Consider the following 20,814-nt stretch of genomic DNA (forward strand, 5'->3'; position numbering starts at 1 on the left):
AACTAAATTTCAATTTTTTCAAAGAACTTTTTTATATTTTAATGGGACACTAGTGTGAATATTTAATAAATAATTTAAATTAAAAACTCAATTAATTTAACATAACTATTATTTAAAAACAAATTATATAAAGTATTAAGTAATATATTTTATCATGAAGACAGTACAGTATTATTCATTATCACCCTGTTCGTGTAACTTCCCAATAAGAGACTTTTCTTAATTTCAATTTTAGACTATTCAAAATAAACCTTTATCTTAGAAAGATTTTAAAATAAATCTATTAACCCAAAAATTACTAATCCCCTATTTTTATGCACAGATTAAACGACTTTTTAGCCGGAATTGAAATCTATTTAGGAGGAAGCAATTGGTTTACTTTTCTACTGCTTCTCACTGGTATATTTTTCACCATTTACCTTAAGTTTCCACAAATCCGATTTTTTAAACACGCTCTTAAAGTAGTTCGGGGAAAATACGACAAACCCGGCGAAAAAGGAGATGCTTCTCATTTTCAAGCCTTAGCCACTGCGCTTTCCGGCACTGTTGGTACCGGGAATATTGCAGGAGTTGCATTTGCTATTTATTTGGGAGGCCCAGCAGCATTATTCTGGATGTTGGTAACCGCATTTTTGGGTATGACAACCAAATTTGTTGAGGTTACCCTATCGCATAAATATCGTGAAATCGATGAAAAAGGATTCATATCCGGTGGACCGATGTACTACATGAAAAACAAACTAAAAATGCCCTGGCTTGCCGGATTTTTTGCGGCCATGACAATTGTTTCTTCTTTTGGTACCGGTAGCCTGCCACAAATTAATTCCATATCCAGTTCGCTTTATTCTACTTTTGGCTTCGATCAAATGATTACCGGCGGAGTTCTGGCTGTACTGCTCGCATTTGTAATTTTAGGAGGAATTAAAAGAATTGTAAAGGTTACTGACAAGCTGGTTCCTGCAATGGCTATCATCTATTTTGTGGGTGCAATATCTGTAATTCTTTATAACTACGAAAATATCATCCCTTCTCTGGTTTCGGTATTCGCAAATGTATTTACAGGAACGGCAGCCACAGGTGGTTTCTTGGGAGCTGGTTTTGCTTATGCTTTTAACCGTGGTGTAAACCGAGGTTTATTTAGTAACGAGGCCGGACAGGGATCCGCGCCAATTGCTCACGCTGCTGCCCGAACCGAAGAACCCGTATCTGAAGGAATGGTTGCTATTCTGGAACCATTTATTGATACCATTATTATTTGTTCTTTAACCGGATTGGTGATATTATCGTCTGGTGTTTGGAAAGAAAAACTTTCCAACCGATTTCAGAATACTGATATGGTAATTATGGCTGACCAGTATAACGATTCAACTAAGAAAGATCAGGATAAACTTTTTAATTTTTTAAATGGGAAAACAGATTTGCCCGTTTTCTCTGGTGAATTACAAGTGAAAAATGGAATTATTCAAAATCCAGTTTCTATAATCAACTCCCGCTCACTTGCCGAAGAAGTGAAAGTTTACAAAAACGATAAAGAATTGTACAGTGGAATACTTCGCATTGAAAACGGAAAATACGTAAATGAAAATGGCGAATATTTTCAAGGAAATTCATTAATGCACTCGGCTCCCTTAACCGCAGAAGCCTTCACCCGAAGTTATTTTGGAGAATGGGGCAAATGGATTGTCTCCCTTGGATTGCTTCTGTTTGCCTTTTCAACAGCTATTGCCTGGGCCTACTACGGCGGTCGGTCGGTAACCTACCTGTTTGGTGCAAAAGGTGTTCTTCCCTACCGAATCATCTATTGCATTGGCTTCTTTATTGCTTCGTTTGCCGATACAACTATTATCTGGACTCTTTCGGGAATTACCATTGCACTTATGGCTCTTCCCAACCTCATTGGTATTTTACTATTGCGAAAAGATATGAAAGGAACGATGAACATTTACCTTGATAAATTTTCAAAAGAACATCCGGGTGAAATATAAATCATCTGATAAAAAAGAGGCTCAATTGAGTCTCTTTTTTGTTTCGATAAATTTCTTTCCTGTTTGTATTTTTTATTTTATGGTCAGATGGAACTTACCATGCTGGAATAATCATCCCTCTGTGTGTCAAAACACCTTGACATGGACGTTTCATTTATTCTATTTCTATATCGAACTGACTTAACAAACCAGCCACTCCCAACAAAGAAAATTTTGCTTTTTTAATTCTATTTACTTCAGGATTGATCAAATAGTTAAAAGAACTTCGTAAGTCTGCCTTTTCAATAGTTGTATATTCGAAAACAGCTCTGCTCAAATCGCAATTATCCATTGTCGATCCGGTAAGATCAGTTTCCGTAAAATCTACCTCTTGCAAATTACAATTGATGAATTTGGTTGCCTTCAATTTTAACTTGTAAAAAGAAGCCAGTTTTAGCTGGCAATCATTAAACTGAACCGATAACAATAATTGATTGCAATCCTGAAATCCAAGCCCAACCATTTTGCAGGTTTTAAAAACTACATCGCGCAGAGCCGTGTAATTTAATTTCGCCAGGCTTAAATCGCATTGATCAAATTCACATTCTAAAAAAATATTCTCAGACAAATCGCTGTTGGCAAATGAGCAATTCACAAAACGACAATTCTCATACTCTCCTTTTGGCAAAGCTTCCAAGGAATAATTCTTCTTTTCAAAAACCTGATCTTCTATATATACTTTTGGCATCATTTCATTTTAAATTTGCTAGTTCATTTCCCAAATTATTCTCACTGCTTCAAATAAATTTCTCCAATGCTATAGGTTACTGCATTCCCTCGAAGCAATACCCGATCCGTCTTGTTGGTGCAATACAAAACACCATGCCGATCGGACACCTGATAAGCTAATAACTCATTTTTATTCAAGCGGTCACTCCAAAATGGAACCAAACTGCAATGCGCCGATCCTGTTACGGGATCTTCAAAAATACTTGCTCCGGGGGTGAAAAATCGGGACACAAAATCGACTTCATTCCCTAATGCTGTGCAAATTATTCCGCCATGTCCCAAATCAATTTGTTCCAATGTATTTTTATCAGGATTTAATGCCTTTACTTCCTCTTCCGATTCGTAAACCAACACATAATCTCTGGCCAAATAAACCTCTTTGGGCTGAATATTTAAACCTGCACTTATAATTTCGGGCAATTCAGATCGTTTAGGCATACGGGAAGGAAAATCCAGCACATATTTATCAGCCTCAAAACTCACTTGTAACTCTCCGCTTGCCGATTGAAACCGAATTACATCACCTTTATAATTAAAATGATTTTTAATCACATGAGCCGTTGCCAATGTTGCATGACCGCATAAATCCATTTCCACTTCAGGAGTAAACCAACGAATGTGAAATCCATCCTTAATTTCAATAAAGAAAGCTGTTTCAGCCAAATTATTCTCTTTGGTTATGGAAAACATGATTTCATCAGGCAACCAATCTTTTAATGGGATAACACAAGCAGGATTTCCTCCAAACAATTTATTTGTGAAGGCATCTACATGATATTTTTTAAGTTTCATAGTGTAGCTATTTGTCCTAACGGGTTAAGATTTTTGCAATCTCTGGTTTTGAGTACAATTCCGACTTAATTACTTTCCCATCTTCCCGATAGATAGGATTCCCGTTTTCATCCAACTTACTCATGTTACTTCGATGAACTTCACTAAAAATCTCAGCGTATTTGTCCTGAAGACCAAATTCGAGCACAGTGCCCATAATCAAGTAGTGAATATCTGCCAATGCATCCGCCACCTCAACTAAGTTTCCCGACTCCCAGGCTACTTTCAGTTCATCAACTTCTTCCTGGATGATATTTTGTCTTAATTCACATCTTTCTTTTGCGGGAATTACTGGTGTCTTTTCCACATTTACACCAAATGCTTTGTGAAACTCATTCACCTTTTCCAATGCTGTCATACTCTTTTCATTCAATTTTCCTTAAAATGGATTTAAAGTTTAAATATCACCAATTCTTTTATAATTGTCGAGCCGATTGCATAAAAAAAGGCTGTTCGGAACAGCCTTTTTCAAATATTTAAATTCAATATTACAGAGTAACCGCAAATGTCAGAAATAGTTTTTCTGTAACAGGATTCAAAGTAAGACCACCCCGAACAGGTAATGAAAACTGATCACTCAATTTAATCTTATTGTATATAGTCATGTTCACATTAACTACATTCATTTTGTCATCATACATCCCTTTAAAAGGTGTAAGACCTAAAGCCCATGAGAATTTTTTTCCACCAATAAAATTTGAATATCCAAATTCGAAATAAGTTGAATAACGTTGGTCATTGTTTTCATCACGATCCATTTCGCCATAAAACAAAACAGAAGTCATTACGGAGATTGGAAATTTTTCACAGCCTTTATACTTTGCCGAAACATCAAATAAATGAACACTTTCATTGCTGTTAAAATCAAAAAACTTTGAATTTGTAAAGTCAGGAGCAGGACAATAAAAATCGAATAAACTAAATTGAAACAACGGTGTGTTGTACTGTAAATACAAGTCGATTTCCTGATAACTCTCATCGAAAGAATATGCCCCCCAGGCACCAACTGTGAACTTGCCGGTTTGTAATTCTAAAGTAGGCTCGATAGTCGGTGCAGTGCCACTGTTAAACCCCCGCCACAAATGACGGCTAACCAGATCAACACTACTGTTCACTCTGGTTTTTGATGGTAAATTGTCTGCTTTTACTCCCCCGCAGATAAGTAATAATCCTATCAATATGATAGATTTAAAAAACGTCATCAGTAAAAAAAATTAAGGTGTTGTTGTTAGTATAAAGAGAGCTTGCATTTTAAAATGTATTCCCTCCTGCTTGTTAAAATCGGTGCAAAAATAGAAGAAAAAGAAAACGGAAATCATGATAAATATCTCCTATATCAACTGTTATTAAACACAGCAAATTGTCCACTATTATCCCCGATAAACTGCACGGATTTGCACATAAAAAAAAGGGAAAAGCTATTGCTCTTCCCTTTTATGTACTAACAATGTATTCTCTAATTATTTTCAGGCAATACGAACCAAAGAATAATGTAAACCAACAGACCTGGAAATCCTGCACTAAATATTGAGAGCAATACATAAGCTACCCGAACAAGACTAATTTCCCATCCTAAATATTCTGCAATGCCTGCGCAAACACCTGCAATCATCTTATCCGATGATCGTTTCAATTTCTTACTCATGATCTTTGTTTTACAAATTAATCATCAAACTCCTCATCGTAAAGGTCTTCCTGATTTTCTAACTCATCGTTATAGAAGGTTTCAGCCTCATCCATCAAATCTTCAATCAGATTTTGATCTTCCGGGGTTTTCTCCAACCAATAAACAGTTTGGTTAGAATTAAAATCCTCAACATCGCATTCAATAATACACTTTGGCGAACGCGTGTGAACGATAAAAAGAGTATCTGGTAACTCTTGTGAATTGTCTGCTAATAAAAACTTTGGAAGCATAATTTTTGATTTAATTTTGTGATGTAAATATAGGAAGAGATTGAACTCCAAGCAACAAAATAGACTTAACTATTTATTAATTCTTATTTTTTATTTCTCAAGTAAACTTAATATGAATCAGCTTCCTCATTTTTAGGTTCTTCAAACTCAACTCCCTCCACAAAATAATCAACATTCATATCGACTTTAACCAGATAATTATACTCTTCCGTTATAAAATTAAAAGCATAAAAACTTTTCCCGGCTCCTAAATTGTAAAATTTAATCTCGTCATCCCAGCCCAAAGGATATTTTTTATGAATCAGATGTACAACTTCCCGCTTCATCTTATGAAAGCTTACAATTCTATTTTTTCTGGCCATATTTGAATATTCATTCAACAAGTTTACTGTGACAGAACTACTAAATGAATAATTTAATGTAAAAAAAATCTTATTTTTTTTCTTCCGGACCGGAAGATGTTGTCTTCTTAAAAAATACAGTTTAAATAATTCCCCCAATAAAAATAAACACAACACACTGATTAAAAGACTAATTAAGCTATAGATGTCATTCTTCATGCAAACGTTTCTTTTAAATAATAAAAAAGACAAAACAGTCTTTTTTATTATCTCTTTGTTGGAATCCTCGATATATCTTCCTAAACTTGTATCCGATAAACAGATCAAAATATCCTAATTTAGCAATGAGTCAATTTCTTCAAAATAACAAAATGTCTTTGTGTATGTGTACAACATGTTGTATGTGTATGGAGAGTATTGTTATGCAAAAAGGAACAGCTTAAATTGATGAATTAGATATCAGGATATTCTCAAAAAGCCTTTTTGCAACAGCAAAAAGGCTTTTTTTATATCCAGAACAATGATCTCAACTATCATCTCAATCAAATCAGGAATATATTTTTCACTCAGGAATGAAAAAAAATTCAAATCATACAAAGAACAGAATCAATGCAGCAATGTGTTGTTGTATGTGTATGTTATGGAATCCACCCTAGCAGAATTCGTTATGTACTTAAGTGAACATTACATATCGGGTCTTTCTGCAATGCAGAAGGACTTTTTTTATTCTTGTAAGTCGATTAAAATGAAGGAAAAAACATACCGAAGTGTACTAAAAACTATTTCGTGGAGAACGATAGGAACAATTGATACCATCTTAATCTCCTATTTAGTAATTGGAGATTTAAAATGGGCCATGTCGATTGGCGGAGTTGAGTTGTTTACAAAAATGGGACTCTATTTTATCCATGAAAGAACATGGAATAAAATCCAATTAGGAAAAGAAAAAGAACATACCATTGATTATCACATTTAAAAAGAAAAATCATGTCGAATCAGAAAAAACAATTTTTACCGATTGCCTTAGATATCACAGACAAAAAAATACTCATTGTTGGAGGCGGTGAAGATGCTTATAAAAAGCTTAAAATATTACAACGGAGCACACATCTAATTGAGGTGATTGCTCCCAAGATCATTAACTGGATTAAAAATGCAGGTGTGATTTATTACGAGAAACAGTACAACAAAGAAGTGCTAAAAGATTATTTTCTAATATACAGCTGTGTTGAAGACCCTGCTTTTGTGAGACAATTAATAAGAGATACAAAAGAAGCCGGAGTTCTGTTAAATGTTCACGATCAACCAGATTTTTGTGAATTTGTTTCTCCGGCTATTTACAAACAATCGAACATTAGCATTGCTGTAAGTTCAAATGGTGAAGATGTTTACGAATCAATTCGGGTGCGAAATCAACTGAAAGATTACTTCGAAAATTACCAGCTTCAAAAACAACTAATTGCTAACTAATAAAGGCTTAACATTTTCTATAACTGAAAGAACATGGGAAAAGAATTTCAAATCAATCATGAACAATTATCTCAGCTAAATCAGCTGATTCAAAATTTATCTGCCGAGCAATTGGTTTGGGTAAACGGATACCTATCGGGGATTATTAATAAAAAAACGAATGCAATTGGTGTTCCGGTTATTTCCAGTCAAAAACTTTCGGAAAGCATCACTATTTTATTTGGTACACATACCGGACATAGTAAGGAAATAGCTATGGATCTTCACGATAGAGTTTTGGCACTTGGCTTTAATGCTAAGATACAAGGCCTTGACTTTTACAAAAAAAATGATTTGAAAAAGGAAAAATACCTTTTCCTGATCGTAAGTACACATGGTGAAGGTGAAGCTCCTATTCAGGCTGAAGATTTATACGAGTATGTACATGGCACAAGAGCGCCAAAATTGCCGGATACCAAATATGCCGTACTTGCCTTGGGTGACAAAACATACAAAAAATATTGCCAGACAGGAATTGATTTCGACCAGACTTTCGCAAAATTAGGTGCGCAGGCAATTTTGCCGGTTCAAACCAGTGATGTTGCTTACGAAGAAATCGCAGAACAATGGATCGAAAACGTGATTGGTGAATTGAAGAACTTAGTATCCGAAGTCGCTGTTTCAACACAATCTGCAGGTGCTTCTCTGCCAAAGAAAAAATTTAACCGCGCCAATCCCTACTATGCTGAAGTTCTTGAAAAGGTGAGAATTACCACACCCGATTCTGAAAAGGAAATTTACCATGTTGAAATATCTTTGGCTGATTCCGGCATAGAATATAAAGCTGGCGACAGCATTGGAATTCTTCCCAATAACCCTATTGATTTGGTAAACTTGCTAATTGACAAGTTGGAAGACGATCCGGAACGAATAGTTACCGTTGGTGAGAAAGAACTTAGTTTATTTCGAGCCTTACAAAACAAGTTGGAGATAACCGTTTTGAATCGCGAGGTTCTTGAAAAATACAATGCCATAACTCAGAATAAGGATCTTGAACTGCTATTGAATAATGAAGATGAATTGGAAAACTATCTTCACGGAGCAGATGCTTACGACTTGCTGGAGGATTTTAAAGGAGAAATTACCAGCGACCAATTTTTATCCACTCTTCGGGTTTTGTATGCGCGCCTCTACTCCATTTCATCAGGTCCAAGTTCAAACCCCGAAGAAGTTCACATTACCATTGCTTCGGTTCGATACAATCGCAAAAAGCGCGACAGAAACGGAGCTTGTTCGGGCTACATCACCGATGAAATTAATGTAGGCGACCATTTGCCCATTTACATTGATAAAAATGAATCTTTCCGTTTGCCGGATGATGAAAACAAACCGTTGATTATGGTTGGCGTAGGAACCGGCGTGGCTCCTTACCGAAGCTTTTTGCAGGAACGGGAGCAAAATAGCGCGAAAGGAAAAAGCTGGTTGTTTTTCGGAAATCAGCGTTTTAAAAAGGATTTTCTCTATCAGGTAGAATGGCAAAAATTCCTTAAGAAAGGGACACTGCATAAATTGGATGTTGCCTTTTCAAGAGATCAGGAAGAAAAAGCTTACGTGCAGCATCGACTGAAAGAAAATGGAAAAGAAGTTTTCCAATGGCTCGAAAACGGTGCTCATTTTTACATCTGCGGAGACAAAAAACACATGGCCAAAGATGTTCAGACAAGCTTACTGGAAATCATTCAGAATGAAGGAGGAATAACTCCTGAAAAAGCGGAGGAATATCTTAAAAACCTGAAAAGAGAAAAACGATTCCTGCTTGATGTTTACTAAACAGAGACCTGACAGAGTTTGAAAAACCTGTCTGAGTCTAAATCATCCAAACGCTGACAGGTCTTACGACGCTGTCAGGTTATAATTCAAAAAACTATGTCAGATAATATCAACTGGGCAGAATTGTCCGAAGTCGAAAAAATAAAAACCGAAAGCAACTATTTGCGCGGAACACTTAAGGCCAGTCTTGCTGACCCAATTACCGGAGCCATTGCTCTTGACGATAGGCAAGTCTCTAAATTTCATGGTATTTACCAGCAATTCGATCGGGATAACGAACGGGAAAGAAAGAAAACCAAACTGGAACCCGATTACTCCTTTTTAATTCGGGTGAGAGTGCCTGGCGGTGTTGTAAATGCCAAACAATGGTTGCAAATCGATCAAATATCAGATAAATATGCCAACGGAACCATCAAATTAACCACCAGACAGGCATTTCAGTTTCATGGTGTTTTGAAAGGAAACCTAAAGACAAGTATCCAATCCATAAACAAGGCATTGCTCGATACCATTGCAGCCTGTGGTGATGTGAATAGAAACGTGATGGCCAGTCCTCATCCGTATGCATCCGAAGTTTTCGATCAGGTACAAAAATGGGCTGGCAAGGTGAGCGATCATTTAACGCCGAGAACTCCTGCTTACTACGAAATCTGGCTCGACCAAAAGAAAGTGGCTGAAGGAAGTGCCGGCGAAATAGAACCTTTGTACGGACCGGTTTATCTGCCACGAAAATTTAAAATTGGATTTACCACTCCCCCTTTTAACGATACAGATATTTTCACTCAGGATTTGGGATTTATTGCCATTGAAAACAATGGTGTGCTGGAAGGATTCAATATTGCGGTAGGTGGTGGAATGGGAACAACTTTTGGCGATGCTGAAACTTATCCCCGATTGGGCAATGTTCTGGGTTTTATTTCGGTTGAGAACACTGTAGATGTTGCGGAAAAAGTGGTGCTCTTGCAAAAGGAGCTGGGAAATCGAAAAGTTAGAAAGAATGCCCGTTTAAAATATACCATCGACCGAATTGGTGTTGATAAATTCAAAGAACTTCTGAATGAACGACTGGGATATTCTTTAGGGAAAGAAAGAAGCTATGCTTTGGTTCGTAATGGTGATAAATTCGGATGGCAAAAAACCAAAGATGGATTGTGGTATCTGAGCCTATTTATTGAAGGCGGAAGAGTAAAAGATGTTGATCAGATTAAAATAAAATCGGCATTGCAGGAAATCGCAAGCCTGAATATTTCAGATTTCAGGTTAACGGGAAATCAAAACCTGATTCTAGGCAAGATTGAGGAAGAGAACAAAGCTAAAATCAATCAGATTCTGAAAAAGAACCAACTTTTACCTCAGGCAATTTCGGGAACCAGAGCCAATTCTATTGCCTGTGTTGCACTAAACACATGTAGTCTGGCTTTTGCTGAAGCAGAAAGATATCTTCCTTTCTTAATCGATAAAATTGATGACAGCCTTCAGGAGTTTGGCTTAACCAAGGATGAAATTGCGATTCGAATGACGGGTTGTGCCAATGGTTGTGGAAGACCATACGTAGCCGAAATAGGCTTTATCGGAAAAGCTCCTGGAAGGTACAATTTCTATTTGGGTGGCAATTTTAAGGGAACACGCCTGAATAACCTGTATCGCGAAAATGTGAACGAAGTAGAAATACTGAATGAACTTCGTCCGATTCTTAAGGATTATTCGGAAAACAGAACAAAAGGTGAAGAATTTGGTGATTTTGTAATCCGTAAACAATATGTTGCCGAAATTGTGAATCCAAGGGATTTTAAGCATTAAAAATGTCTTGAAAAGTCTTGAAAGTCCAAAAGTTGAAAGTCCAAAAGTTCGGAAACCCCTAAATCCCCTAAAGGGGACTTTGATTTACAGCTCTTAGTTTTTAAAGTTTAATAGCACTCCCTTTAATTTTCCCTAATGATCAAAAGTCCCCTTCAGGGGATTTAGGGGTAAAATGAAAAGAACAAATATATACAGTATGAAAAACGGAAAAATATGGATTGTTGGTGCCGGCCCCGGTGCTGCCGATCTGCTCACAATAAAAGCTTTACGAAGCATTCAGAATGCAGATGTAATTTTATACGATGCCTTAATAACTGATGAAGTGCAAGCTCTCTTTCCCAATAAAGCAATTCTTATTAATGTAGGGAAACGTTCGGGCGATGGCAAAAATCCCGTAAGCAGGCAAGAGTACATTCACGATCAGATGCTGATGTATTACTTGCTGAGCAGTGAGGTAGTGAGATTGAAATCGGGCGACCCAATGGTTTACGGCCGAGGTGTTGAGGAGATTCGTTTCCTGCTGGAAGCGGGTTTAGAGTTTGAACTGATTCCGGGAATCAGCGCTGCTATGGCCGCCTCCAGCGAGTTTTGGATTCCGCTTACAGAACGAGGCAAATCATCGGGCATTCATTTTCATTCTGCAGTAAAAGTTGGTGGTGAAAAAAGTGCTTTAAACGAAATTATCCGGGAAATTGAGAATGACGATACCGTTGTAATCTATATGGGACTGGAACATTTAAAAGACATGGCCAATGAGCTTCACAAAAAATTATCGAAGGAAACCAATATCAACGTAATATCGAAAGTCAGCTATACAGACAGTGATGCGATAAGCGGGAACACAAAGTTTTTCAGCCAAATAAAAAACAGCGAATTGCCGGCTTCGCCAGCGGTAATTGTATTGGGAAATCACACTCAAATTCCCGGAAGCCGTGAAGTCAGTTTAAGAGGCAAAGTGGCCGTTTCGAGTAGAATTAAAAACTTTATCAGACAACCATTTTTAAACCTGTTTTAAAAACTCAGATGAATATGCAGAGCAGAACAAATAGATTCTGTGCAACACTCCACTCAACGTAATCGTCTTTTCTTCAAAATATCAAAAGCAGGCTTTCTTATGAATTTCTGCTTTTTTTATTTGAGCTGTAACTTAATTCGAGTTCACGGCGTCCTATATACTGATTAACATTTTCACTTAAAACACAATACCTATGAAAAAATTTATCAAAAAGGCCTCCCTTCTAATTGTAGGTCTTACTTTCCTGTTCACAGGAAATACAAATGCTCAATTTTGGGGCGAAAAAGGGAACGGCAATGTTCAAACACAAGATCGTGAAATCGGGTCATTCTCTGCAATATCGGCAAGTATGGGTCTTAACGTATATGTGCTTCAGGGCGACAAGGAATCGATAAGTGTTGAAGCCGACGAAAACCTGATGGAATACATCGTTACCAAAGTAAAAGGAAACGAACTGATTCTTAAGGTAGATGGTACTATTCGCAGGGCAACTAAAATGGATGTTTATGTTACTCTGGTAAATGTAAACGAAATACACGTTTCAAGTGGTGCCGATTTAGAAACCAGAAACATGATAAATGCTGAAAAATTAGATATTTCGGTAAGCAGCGGTGCTGATGCCAAAATGGAATTAAACGCAAAAGAATTAAGTTGCAGTGTTAGCTCTGGTGCTGATGCGACCCTTAGTGGAAAAGCTGATTTTTTTGCTGGCAAAGCAAGTAGTGGAAGTGATTTAAAAGCAAAGCAATTAATTGCAAAAAGATGTAAAGCAAAAGCTTCCAGTGGTGGTGATGTTACGGTTTACGCCGAAGAAGAAATTGAGGCAAGTGCCAGTTCTGGTGGCGATGTTAGATACTATGGCAATCCTACAAAAGTAAACGTAAGTGACTCAAGCGGTGGAGATGTTAATCGTCGTTAGAGCTACAAAGAGGCATTTTCTATTCGGGAATGTCTCTTTTTTTGCCCCATAAGCAACTATTTATCATTAATATCCTCTTATCTTAAATTGGCCTGTAACTTACAGGTAGCTTACATCGTCTCATTGCTAAATACCGTTTCACTAGAACTATAGATTCATGACAAGATTAATTCAAAAAACAAGCCTACTAATTGTGCTTCTTTCTTTTTTGCTATCCTCTAATGTTAATGCACGATTCTGGAGCAAAAAAGGCAATGGGAACATACAAAAAGAAAATCGTGAGATAGCATCCTTCTCAGTAATATCTGCAAGTATGGGTATTAATGTATATATCGTTCAGGGTGACAAGGAATCACTTATTGTTGAAACAGATGAAAATTTACTGGATAATATTACTACACGCGTAAAAGGCAATGAGCTAATTATTAAAATAGATGGACATTTTAGGAGAGCTACCAAATTAAATGTATATGTAACACTTGTTGATGTTTATGAAATTAATATATTGAGCGGTGCCAAGGTAGAAACGAGAGGTGCTCTTACCACTACTAATTTAGACATTAATATAAGTAGTGGTGGTTTTGCAAAAATGGAAATTAATGCAAATGATATTACTTGCAACACAAGTTCAGGAGCCAATGCATTATTAACAGGAAAAGCAAATTATTTTTCAGGAGAAGCAAGTAGTGGAAGTCACTTAGAAGCTAAAGAGTTAATCGCAAAAGTAGGCCAAGCAAAAGCTTCAGGTGTAGCAGGTGTTAGCCTTTATGCATCGGAAGCTATTGATGCAAGGGCCAGTTCTTTTGGTTATATTAATTACTACGGGCATCCTGAAGAGGTAAATACAAGTGATTCTAACGGTGGTGATGTTAATCGTCGTTAGAGCTACAAAGAGGCATTTCCGAAACGAGATGCCTCTTCTAATTCTTACCCTTTTTTTTCTCTGTGATTCTTTGTGTACTCCGTGGTCAAAATTTCTTCCTGTTTTTTTTCTACCACAGAGAATGCTGAGCTACAAAGAGGCATTTGCCTGCGTGGTGAAAGTTCTTTATATTATTTCTTCTTTTTCTTCTCCTCAATCTGTTTCAGATAGTCACCCAAACCTTCGAACGGCATGTAAGTTTTGGGAACTCCCAATTTTGCAGAAGGATCGTTTGCCGCTAAATCGACTTTACCCAAACACTTTGGACAGCTTACTGTTTTATGATTGGTGATCTCCAATATATTTACAATAATTTCGCACTTGCAATGCGGACATTCTATAATTACTTCCTGATCGTTAAATTCCATGCTTTCTTATTTTTAAGTCTCGATTCACAAAAGTATTGGAAAAATCGGAATATCCCTCCCATGCAATCGGTAAAAAAATCCCATTTCAGCACCCAAAAAGTTCGGGAGCTCCATCTTTTATCTAGTTCAAAGCCTCCCCATAACGGGATGCTCTGCTTTCATTGATTTCAAACCTTTCCCTGTTGGGGAAAGGTATCTTTTTTTGATTTCAGACTTTCCCCTGTTCGGGAAAGGCATTTTTTTGCGGCTGAAGCTTTCCCAAATCATAATTTTAATCAGGCTGAAGGCCTGACACATCGGAGCTTGGGGCATCGACCCGAGGAAAGAATATTGGTTGATTTTATTTGCACAAGGTTCGCATCGGTGGGTTAAGGATTAAAATGGAAACCCCACAGTGAGGAACGAGCGAGGAGTTTGAATGGAAAGCCTGACCCGAAGGGGAACCCCATAATAATCGTACGCAAATAAAAATCCCCCGAATTTTACCTTCGAGGAATGTATCTGTTTCGATTTACTGCTCGCATTCTTTCATGGATAGTTGAATGCGTTTGCGGGCCACATCAACCTCGGTTACCTTCACGTTTACGTGCTGATGCAACTGAACCACATCGGCCGGATTCGACACAAATCGATTAGCCAATTGTGAGATATGAACCAAACCATCCTGCTTCACGCCAACATCAACAAAGGCGCCAAAATTGGTGATATTGGTTACAATTCCCGGCAACTCCATGCCCACTTCCAACTGCTCTACTTTGTAAATTCCTTCTTTAAACTGGAATACTTTGATGATGGTCCGCGGATCGCGGCCCGGCTTTTCCAATTCCTCAATAATATCTTTAAGGGTAGGCAATCCTACCTCATCGCTTACATATTTATTCAGATCAATTTGCTTACGCAATTCCTGATCGGCAATTAAATCGGCCACCGAACACTTTAAGTCTTTTGCCATTTGCTTCACAATGCCATACGATTCGGGATGCACTGCTGAATTATCCAAGGGATTATCGGAATTTGGAATTCGAAGAAAACCTGCACATTGCTCGAATGCCTTCGCGCCCATTCGTTTCACTTTGGATATTTCTTTGCGGGTATTAAAAGCTCCGTTTTCGGCACGGTAATCAACAATATTCTGAGCCAATTGCGGGCCCAAACCCGACACGTAGTTCAGTAAATGCTTACTGGCCGTATTCAAGTTAACACCCACCTTGTTTACACAAGATTCAACCACCTGATCGAGGCTTTGCTGCAGTAAATTCTGATCTACATCGTGCTGATACTGTCCCACGCCGATCGATTTGGCTTCAATTTTCACCAACTCGGCCAATGGATCCATTAACCGGCGGCCAATAGAAACCGCACCACGCACAGTAACATCATATTCGGGAAATTCTTCGCGGGCCACTTTCGATGCGGAGTAAATAGAAGCTCCGGCCTCGCTCACCACAAAAACCTGAACCTTGCGGTCGTAATGCAGATTGGTTACAAATCGTTCTGTTTCCCGGCTGGCTGTTCCGTTACCAATAGCAATGGCCTGAATGTTATAGGTCTCGACCATATTGGTCAGCTTTTTAGCCGCCATACTTCCCTGATTTTGCGGCGGATGCGGATAAATAGTTTCGTTGTGCAGCAAATTTCCCTGCGCATCCAAACAAACTACTTTACAACCACTTCGGTAACCCGGATCTAAAGCCAAAACACGTTTTTGTCCCAGCGGAGATGAAAGAAGCAACTGTCTCAAATTCTCTGAAAACACACGAATGGCTTCTTTATCAGCTGCTTCTTTGGATGTGTTCGCAAATTCTGTTTCCAGTGACGATCCCAACAATCTTTTGTAGGCATCTTTAACTGCTAGTTCAACCTGCTGGGAAGCCGGAGTATTTCCTTTCACAAAAAGCCGGTTCAACCGATCCAATACTTCCTCCTCATCGGGAGCAATGCTTACACGCAAAACTCCTTCGGCCTCGCCCCTTCGCAAAGCCAGTATTCTATGCGAGGCTACTCTTTTTAAAGGCTCTTCCGACTCAAAATAATCTTTGAATTTCTCTCCTTCTTCCTCTTTTCCCTTTACTACTTTAGAACGAATTACCGCCTGACGCTGAAATATGCTGCGAACCGAATTTCTGGCCACCTCATTTTCGTTTACCCACTCGGCAATAATATCACGTGCCCCCTGCAGAGCTTCATCGGTGTTTGGCACTTCATCCGATAAAAACTGAGTGGCGCGACCTTCTACATCACGTTCTTCCTGTTTCATCAGAATTTTCGCCAATGGTTCCAGTCCCTTTTCCCTGGCCTTTACCGCCTTGGTTTTTCGCTTTTGCTTGTAGGGCAGGTACAAATCTTCCAACTGATTTAGCTCACCACAAGCCAGAATGCGTTGTTTCAATTCATCCGTCAGCTTGTCCTGCTTCTCAATGGAATCCAAAATGCTATCGCGACGCTTGTCCAGCTCCGTTAAACGGGCAATTTCGTCTTTTATATTGCCAATCTGAACTTCATCCAAACTACCGGTCATCTCTTTTCTGTATCGGGAAATAAATGGCAAAGTGGCACCTTCACTTAAAAGCTGCAAGGTGTTTTCAACCTGAAAAGCCTGCAACTGCAAGCTTTTCTTTATGTGATCTATGTATTTTTTCATTTCTGTATAAGTATCAAGTACAAAGTATCAAGAGTCAAGGAGAACAAAAATATTTAATTAATTTTCATTGATTTCCTTTGTCAAAATAAGAGCTATTACCAAACTCCTTTTTTCATTGTTTTGGATATAATATTTTGAGACCTCTCCTGCCTCTTAACTATTATTTCTTAGGTATCTTTTGCATTCATTTCCTGAACGCTCTACACAATCTTCTAACGAAAGTCCGTTAAAATAATTGCCGGTCAGATAAACTCCTGCTTGTTCCGCCAATTTTTGAATTTCCTGAATTCGCTCTTTATGACCCAAATCCAAAACTGGCAACCTGTGATTTGCCACAATTGTTTTCCCCAAATCAGATTCATCAACACCCAGCATTTTTGCCATTAAAGCTTCCTGCTCTTCTTTCGCAATACTATTTCTCTCAAAATGGAAAGCAAATCCTCTTGATTCCTTATGCTCCATTACATCTCTTGTCACCATTGAAAGGCAAGAATCTTGCAAGGGAATAATAAAGGAAACCGGATCGAAGGACAATTTTTCCTTTGGCAGAACAACGGTTCTCGATAAAATATTTTTTGTGGTATATTCTTTCAGCTTAGCAGCCAAATCGGAATCAATTTCAGTAAGTAAACCGCCGGCAACCGATGGAGTTACAGCAAAAGCAATGTCTTTCGCGTTGAATTCTTCTCCTGATTCTGTAGTAACGCTCACCTCATTCTCTTTTTGAACCGAAACCACTTTTTGCCCGGTAAGAAGTGTGATATTTTCAGTTTCGGCCAATGCATTCATAAAACTCTGCATTCCCCTTTTCAGGATAAAGCTTTTAGGATGTTCCTTACTTTTTGTTTTTCTTCGTTTCAGGAAAAATTCTGCAGAAAAGTCATCTGCATTTTGAACAATTACCGCACTAAACATGCGGTTAAAAACCTTTTCGTAGTTCTTTTTGCCAACAATATTACCAAAGTATTCTTTTACCGTTTTTCCGTCACGCTTCGAAAAAAACAATTTTGGCACTGATGTTAACAATTCCCATTTACTAACCCCCGACATGATTTTCTCATGCTTGTTAGTAAAAACTTTCATTTCCACCTTAGCTCTTGGCTCAATACTTGGTTCCAAACCTGAAGACTGAATCAACGCAATCAAGTTTGTATAGGAAGCATAGAAAGTATGCGCTCCCATTTCCACCCAAAAATCATTTTTATCGTGGTAGTAAGTATTTAAACAACCGCCAATTCTATCATCTCCTTCTAATACAAGAACTTGTTTTCCTTTTTTGGCAACTTGACAGGCCAGGCTTAGTCCACTAATACCGGCGCCCACAACAATCATGTCGTATACTTTAGAATGAGTCATGATTTGGGTTCGTTTGGATTTATTTCTTTTTAAAATTCTTTTTCTTGAAAAATTTCTTTTTCCCGCCTCCACTATATGACTTTGGATTGTACTCAGGAGCTTCTCCTAATTCTTCGGGCACAGGAATCTTATAAATTGAAGATTCAATCAAATCTTCTATCTTTTTAAAATCATTCTGATCTTTCGGAGTTATTAAAGTAATCGCAACTCCTTCGGTTTCAGCTCTGGCTGTTCGTCCAACTCGATGCACATAATCTTCAGCATCATGAGGCACATCAAAATTGATCACCAAGTCGATTGAATCGATATCAATTCCCCGGGCAATAATATCCGTAGCCACCAAAATCTGATACTTGCGGTTTTTAAAATCTCGAAGAACATCTTCACGCTCTTTTTGTTCCAAATCGGATTGAATTCCTGCCGCTTTAAATTTATTCTTTATTAGCTCTTTGGTAATTGCTTTTACATTCAGCTTGGTGGCAGAGAAAATAATAACACTTTTGATGTCTTTGCCTTTCAATAAATGATTGATCAAAGGAATTTTTTGCTCAGGATAAAGCATATATGCCGCCTGCAAAACACCCGCTGCCGGTTTCGACATTGCAATATTGATGCTCTCAGGATCATTCATCATGGTATTGGCAAGCTCGCGAATTTTTGGTGGCATGGTAGCCGAAAACATTAAATTCTGACGCTCTTTCGGCAAATGACCAATGATTTGCATTAAATCGTCAAAGAACCCCATATCCAGCATTCTATCCGCCTCATCTAAAATCAGATGCTTTAATTTAGATGTGTTTACATAGCCCAGACTCAAATGAGAAATCATTCGGCCGGGAGTGGCGATTACAATATCAGCACCTTCCATTAATCCCCTTTTCTGCTGATCCCAAACAGAAGAGTCTCCACCTCCATAAACCGAAAGCGATGTAATTGATACGAAGTAGCCAAAACCTTCCATTTGCTGATCGATTTGCATCGCCAGTTCACGGGTCGGCACTAAAATTAAAGTGCTAAAACCATCAATTTTATTCTTTTGTATTTTATCCATTATTGGCAGCAAATAGGCTGCGGTTTTTCCCGTACCTGTCTGAGCACAACAAATTAAATCCTTATTGTCGATGATTTGCGGTATAGCAAGTTCCTGAACAGGAGAAGGAGTTTCGAACCCCATGGCTGCAAGCCCGTCCATTAATTCAGGTGTAAAGTTAAATTCAGAAAACTTCAATTTTTTTCGATTTACTTATTGATTACTGGGTTTTCAAATTTGAAAACCAACTAAATATCAAGCAACAGGGAAGATACAAAAAACTGATAATTCTGTTACCAATTCCTCTGTGAAAATATTTATACTACTCTACGTATAAAACCAATCCTTTTAGGTATTCTCCCTCAGGATGGTAGATGTTTACAGGATGATCAGCCGGTTGTGTTAACTGATGAAGAATCCGTACTGTTCTTCCGGCACTCGCTGCCGCAGCAAAAATGGCTTTTCTAAAATCCTCTTTACTTACCGCCTGCGAGCAGGAAAAAGTAAATAGGATACCACCACTCCTTATCTGTTCGAAACCTATTGTATTTAATCGTTTGTATCCTTTTAAAGCATTCACGAGCACATTTTTGTGTTTTGCAAAAGCGGGAGGATCCAATACAATCAAATCGTATTTTCCTGCTGATCGATCCAAATATTTGAAAGCATCCTCCGAAAATGCCTCATGACGGGAATCTCCCGGGAAATTTAATTCAACATTTTCTTTTGTAATCTCAATGGCCCGTGCCGAACTGTCTACCGAATGCACCAAATCAGCACCTCCACGCATGGCATAAAAGGAGAATCCTCCGGTATAGCAAAACATATTCAGCACCGATCGTCCCTTTGAGTATTGTTCCAAAAGGTTTCTGTTCTCGCGCTGATCGATAAAGAATCCAGTTTTTTGTCCTTTTAACCAATCAACATTGAATTTCAATCCATTCTCTAAAGCAACAAACGAATCTGTATTTCCATACAAATATTCATTCTTCGGTTCAATTCCTGATTTAAAAGGAATTGTTCCTTCCGATTTATCGTAAACAGCTTTTAAATCATCACCCAAAACGATTAATAATGCTTTCGCAATTTCTTCGCGATGTAAATACATCCCAACCGAATGGCATTGAATCACAGCAGTTCCCGCATAAAAATCAATGATTAATCCAGACAATCCATCTCCCTCACCATGCACCAAACGACAAACATTATTATCTGCAGTTCCATACAAACCAATTGCTTTACGCATATTGCAGGCCGATTCGAATTTTCCCACCCAAAAATCAAGATTGATCTCTACTTTTTCGAAGGAAATAATTCTCACCACAATGGATCCAATGGCAATATGCCCGATCCCTAAAAACTCTTCTTTTGCCGAATAAACAGCAACCAAATCTCCTTCTTCCAGCCCTTCGTCCACTCTACTTACCGCTCCCGAAAAAATCCAGGGATGAAATCGTTTAATAGAGTGTTCTTTCCCTTGTTTTAGGATAACTTTTGGATAATTTATCATTTTGGAAATTTCTTTTCTTTTTGAACAGAGAGAATTCTAATCGGAAAAATAATTTTCACTGCCGATTCTCTCTTTAAAATAATAATTCAAACTTTTATAATTCAGGACAGATACTAAAGAAGAATTCTCTTA

20 protein-coding genes are annotated in these 20,814 nt (G+C 38.0%); 8 read left to right on the forward strand and 12 right to left on the reverse strand.

Annotation, left to right across the window (positions count from 1 at the left end; all coding sequences use genetic code 11):
- Positions 1-314: 314 nt before the first annotated feature.
- Positions 315-1,985: an alanine/glycine:cation symporter family protein gene (locus tag QUH73_RS11605; protein ID WP_289530605.1), complete on the forward strand. Its 1,671-nt coding sequence runs from the start codon at positions 315-317 to the stop codon at positions 1,983-1,985.
- Positions 1,986-2,139: 154 nt separating this feature from the next.
- On the opposite strand, the gene QUH73_RS11610 is transcribed toward QUH73_RS11605, so the two are convergent.
- The 7 genes from QUH73_RS11610 to QUH73_RS11640 form a co-directional block, all read right to left on the reverse strand.
- Complete coding sequence (locus QUH73_RS11610; protein WP_289530606.1) at positions 2,140-2,715, reverse strand: pentapeptide repeat-containing protein; 576 nt, start codon at positions 2,713-2,715, stop codon at positions 2,140-2,142.
- Positions 2,716-2,753: 38 nt separating this feature from the next.
- The gene (locus QUH73_RS11615; protein ID WP_289530607.1) at positions 2,754-3,545 is read right to left on the reverse strand and encodes a PhzF family phenazine biosynthesis protein; all 792 of its coding nucleotides are present in this window, start codon (positions 3,543-3,545) and stop codon (positions 2,754-2,756) included.
- A gap of 16 nt (positions 3,546-3,561) precedes the next feature.
- Complete coding sequence (locus QUH73_RS11620) at positions 3,562-3,942, reverse strand: nucleoside triphosphate pyrophosphohydrolase family protein (protein WP_289530608.1); 381 nt, start codon at positions 3,940-3,942, stop codon at positions 3,562-3,564.
- A 130-nt stretch (positions 3,943-4,072) separates the two neighbouring features.
- Positions 4,073-4,786, reverse strand: coding sequence for a hypothetical protein (locus tag QUH73_RS11625; RefSeq protein ID WP_289530609.1), 714 nt, complete (start codon positions 4,784-4,786; stop codon positions 4,073-4,075).
- Between the two features lie 254 nt (positions 4,787-5,040).
- Positions 5,041-5,229, reverse strand: coding sequence for a PspC domain-containing protein (locus tag QUH73_RS11630; protein WP_101310165.1), 189 nt, complete (start codon positions 5,227-5,229; stop codon positions 5,041-5,043).
- Between the two features lie 17 nt (positions 5,230-5,246).
- A complete protein-coding gene (locus QUH73_RS11635; RefSeq protein ID WP_101310164.1) occupies positions 5,247-5,501 on the reverse strand; it encodes a hypothetical protein in 255 nt (84 codons plus the stop codon).
- A gap of 107 nt (positions 5,502-5,608) precedes the next feature.
- Complete coding sequence (locus QUH73_RS11640) at positions 5,609-5,863, reverse strand: hypothetical protein (RefSeq protein ID WP_289530610.1); 255 nt, start codon at positions 5,861-5,863, stop codon at positions 5,609-5,611.
- A 724-nt stretch (positions 5,864-6,587) separates the two neighbouring features.
- Between QUH73_RS11640 and QUH73_RS11645 the strand changes: the two genes are divergently transcribed.
- The 7 genes from QUH73_RS11645 to QUH73_RS11675 all read left to right on the forward strand — a co-directional run bounded on the left by QUH73_RS11645 (position 6,588) and on the right by QUH73_RS11675 (position 13,738).
- A complete protein-coding gene (locus QUH73_RS11645) occupies positions 6,588-6,818 on the forward strand; it encodes a DUF2061 domain-containing protein (protein ID WP_289530611.1) in 231 nt (76 codons plus the stop codon).
- A gap of 11 nt (positions 6,819-6,829) precedes the next feature.
- Positions 6,830-7,312 (forward strand): precorrin-2 dehydrogenase/sirohydrochlorin ferrochelatase family protein, encoded by a 483-nt coding sequence (locus tag QUH73_RS11650; protein WP_289530612.1) that lies wholly within the window; start codon positions 6,830-6,832, stop codon positions 7,310-7,312.
- A gap of 33 nt (positions 7,313-7,345) precedes the next feature.
- Positions 7,346-9,121 carry an assimilatory sulfite reductase (NADPH) flavoprotein subunit gene (locus QUH73_RS11655; protein ID WP_289530613.1) on the forward strand — a complete coding sequence of 592 codons (1,776 nt, stop codon included), beginning with the start codon at positions 7,346-7,348 and terminating at the stop codon, positions 9,119-9,121.
- A 96-nt stretch (positions 9,122-9,217) separates the two neighbouring features.
- On the forward strand, positions 9,218-10,921 hold the full coding sequence (locus QUH73_RS11660; protein ID WP_289530614.1) for an NADPH-dependent assimilatory sulfite reductase hemoprotein subunit: 1,704 nt from the start codon (positions 9,218-9,220) through the stop codon (positions 10,919-10,921).
- Positions 10,922-11,117: 196 nt separating this feature from the next.
- Entirely contained in the window at positions 11,118-11,936 is an 819-nt protein-coding gene (gene cobA, locus QUH73_RS11665) for a uroporphyrinogen-III C-methyltransferase (protein WP_289530615.1), read from the forward strand.
- A 193-nt stretch (positions 11,937-12,129) separates the two neighbouring features.
- The gene (locus tag QUH73_RS11670; RefSeq protein ID WP_289530616.1) at positions 12,130-12,855 is read left to right on the forward strand and encodes a head GIN domain-containing protein; all 726 of its coding nucleotides are present in this window, start codon (positions 12,130-12,132) and stop codon (positions 12,853-12,855) included.
- A 157-nt stretch (positions 12,856-13,012) separates the two neighbouring features.
- Complete coding sequence (locus QUH73_RS11675) at positions 13,013-13,738, forward strand: head GIN domain-containing protein (RefSeq protein ID WP_289530617.1); 726 nt, start codon at positions 13,013-13,015, stop codon at positions 13,736-13,738.
- Between the two features lie 170 nt (positions 13,739-13,908).
- Here the strand turns inward: QUH73_RS11675 and QUH73_RS11680 are convergent, their stop codons facing one another.
- From QUH73_RS11680 to QUH73_RS11700, 5 genes are all read right to left on the reverse strand, one after another.
- Entirely contained in the window at positions 13,909-14,145 is a 237-nt protein-coding gene (locus QUH73_RS11680; RefSeq protein ID WP_289530618.1) for a hypothetical protein, read from the reverse strand.
- A 511-nt stretch (positions 14,146-14,656) separates the two neighbouring features.
- Complete coding sequence (locus tag QUH73_RS11685) at positions 14,657-16,786, reverse strand: Tex family protein (RefSeq protein WP_289530619.1); 2,130 nt, start codon at positions 16,784-16,786, stop codon at positions 14,657-14,659.
- Positions 16,787-16,939: 153 nt separating this feature from the next.
- Positions 16,940-18,142: a protoporphyrinogen/coproporphyrinogen oxidase gene (locus QUH73_RS11690; RefSeq protein ID WP_289530620.1), complete on the reverse strand. Its 1,203-nt coding sequence runs from the start codon at positions 18,140-18,142 to the stop codon at positions 16,940-16,942.
- Between the two features lie 19 nt (positions 18,143-18,161).
- A complete protein-coding gene (locus QUH73_RS11695; RefSeq protein WP_289530621.1) occupies positions 18,162-19,370 on the reverse strand; it encodes a DEAD/DEAH box helicase in 1,209 nt (402 codons plus the stop codon).
- 124 nt (positions 19,371-19,494) lie between these two features.
- Complete coding sequence (locus QUH73_RS11700; protein ID WP_289530622.1) at positions 19,495-20,682, reverse strand: class I SAM-dependent rRNA methyltransferase; 1,188 nt, start codon at positions 20,680-20,682, stop codon at positions 19,495-19,497.
- Positions 20,683-20,814: the final 132 nt, after the last annotated feature.

It is taken from the genome of Labilibaculum sp. K2S, from assembly GCF_030372765.1.
In the GTDB taxonomy this organism is placed as follows: Bacteria; Bacteroidota; Bacteroidia; order Bacteroidales; family Marinifilaceae; genus Labilibaculum.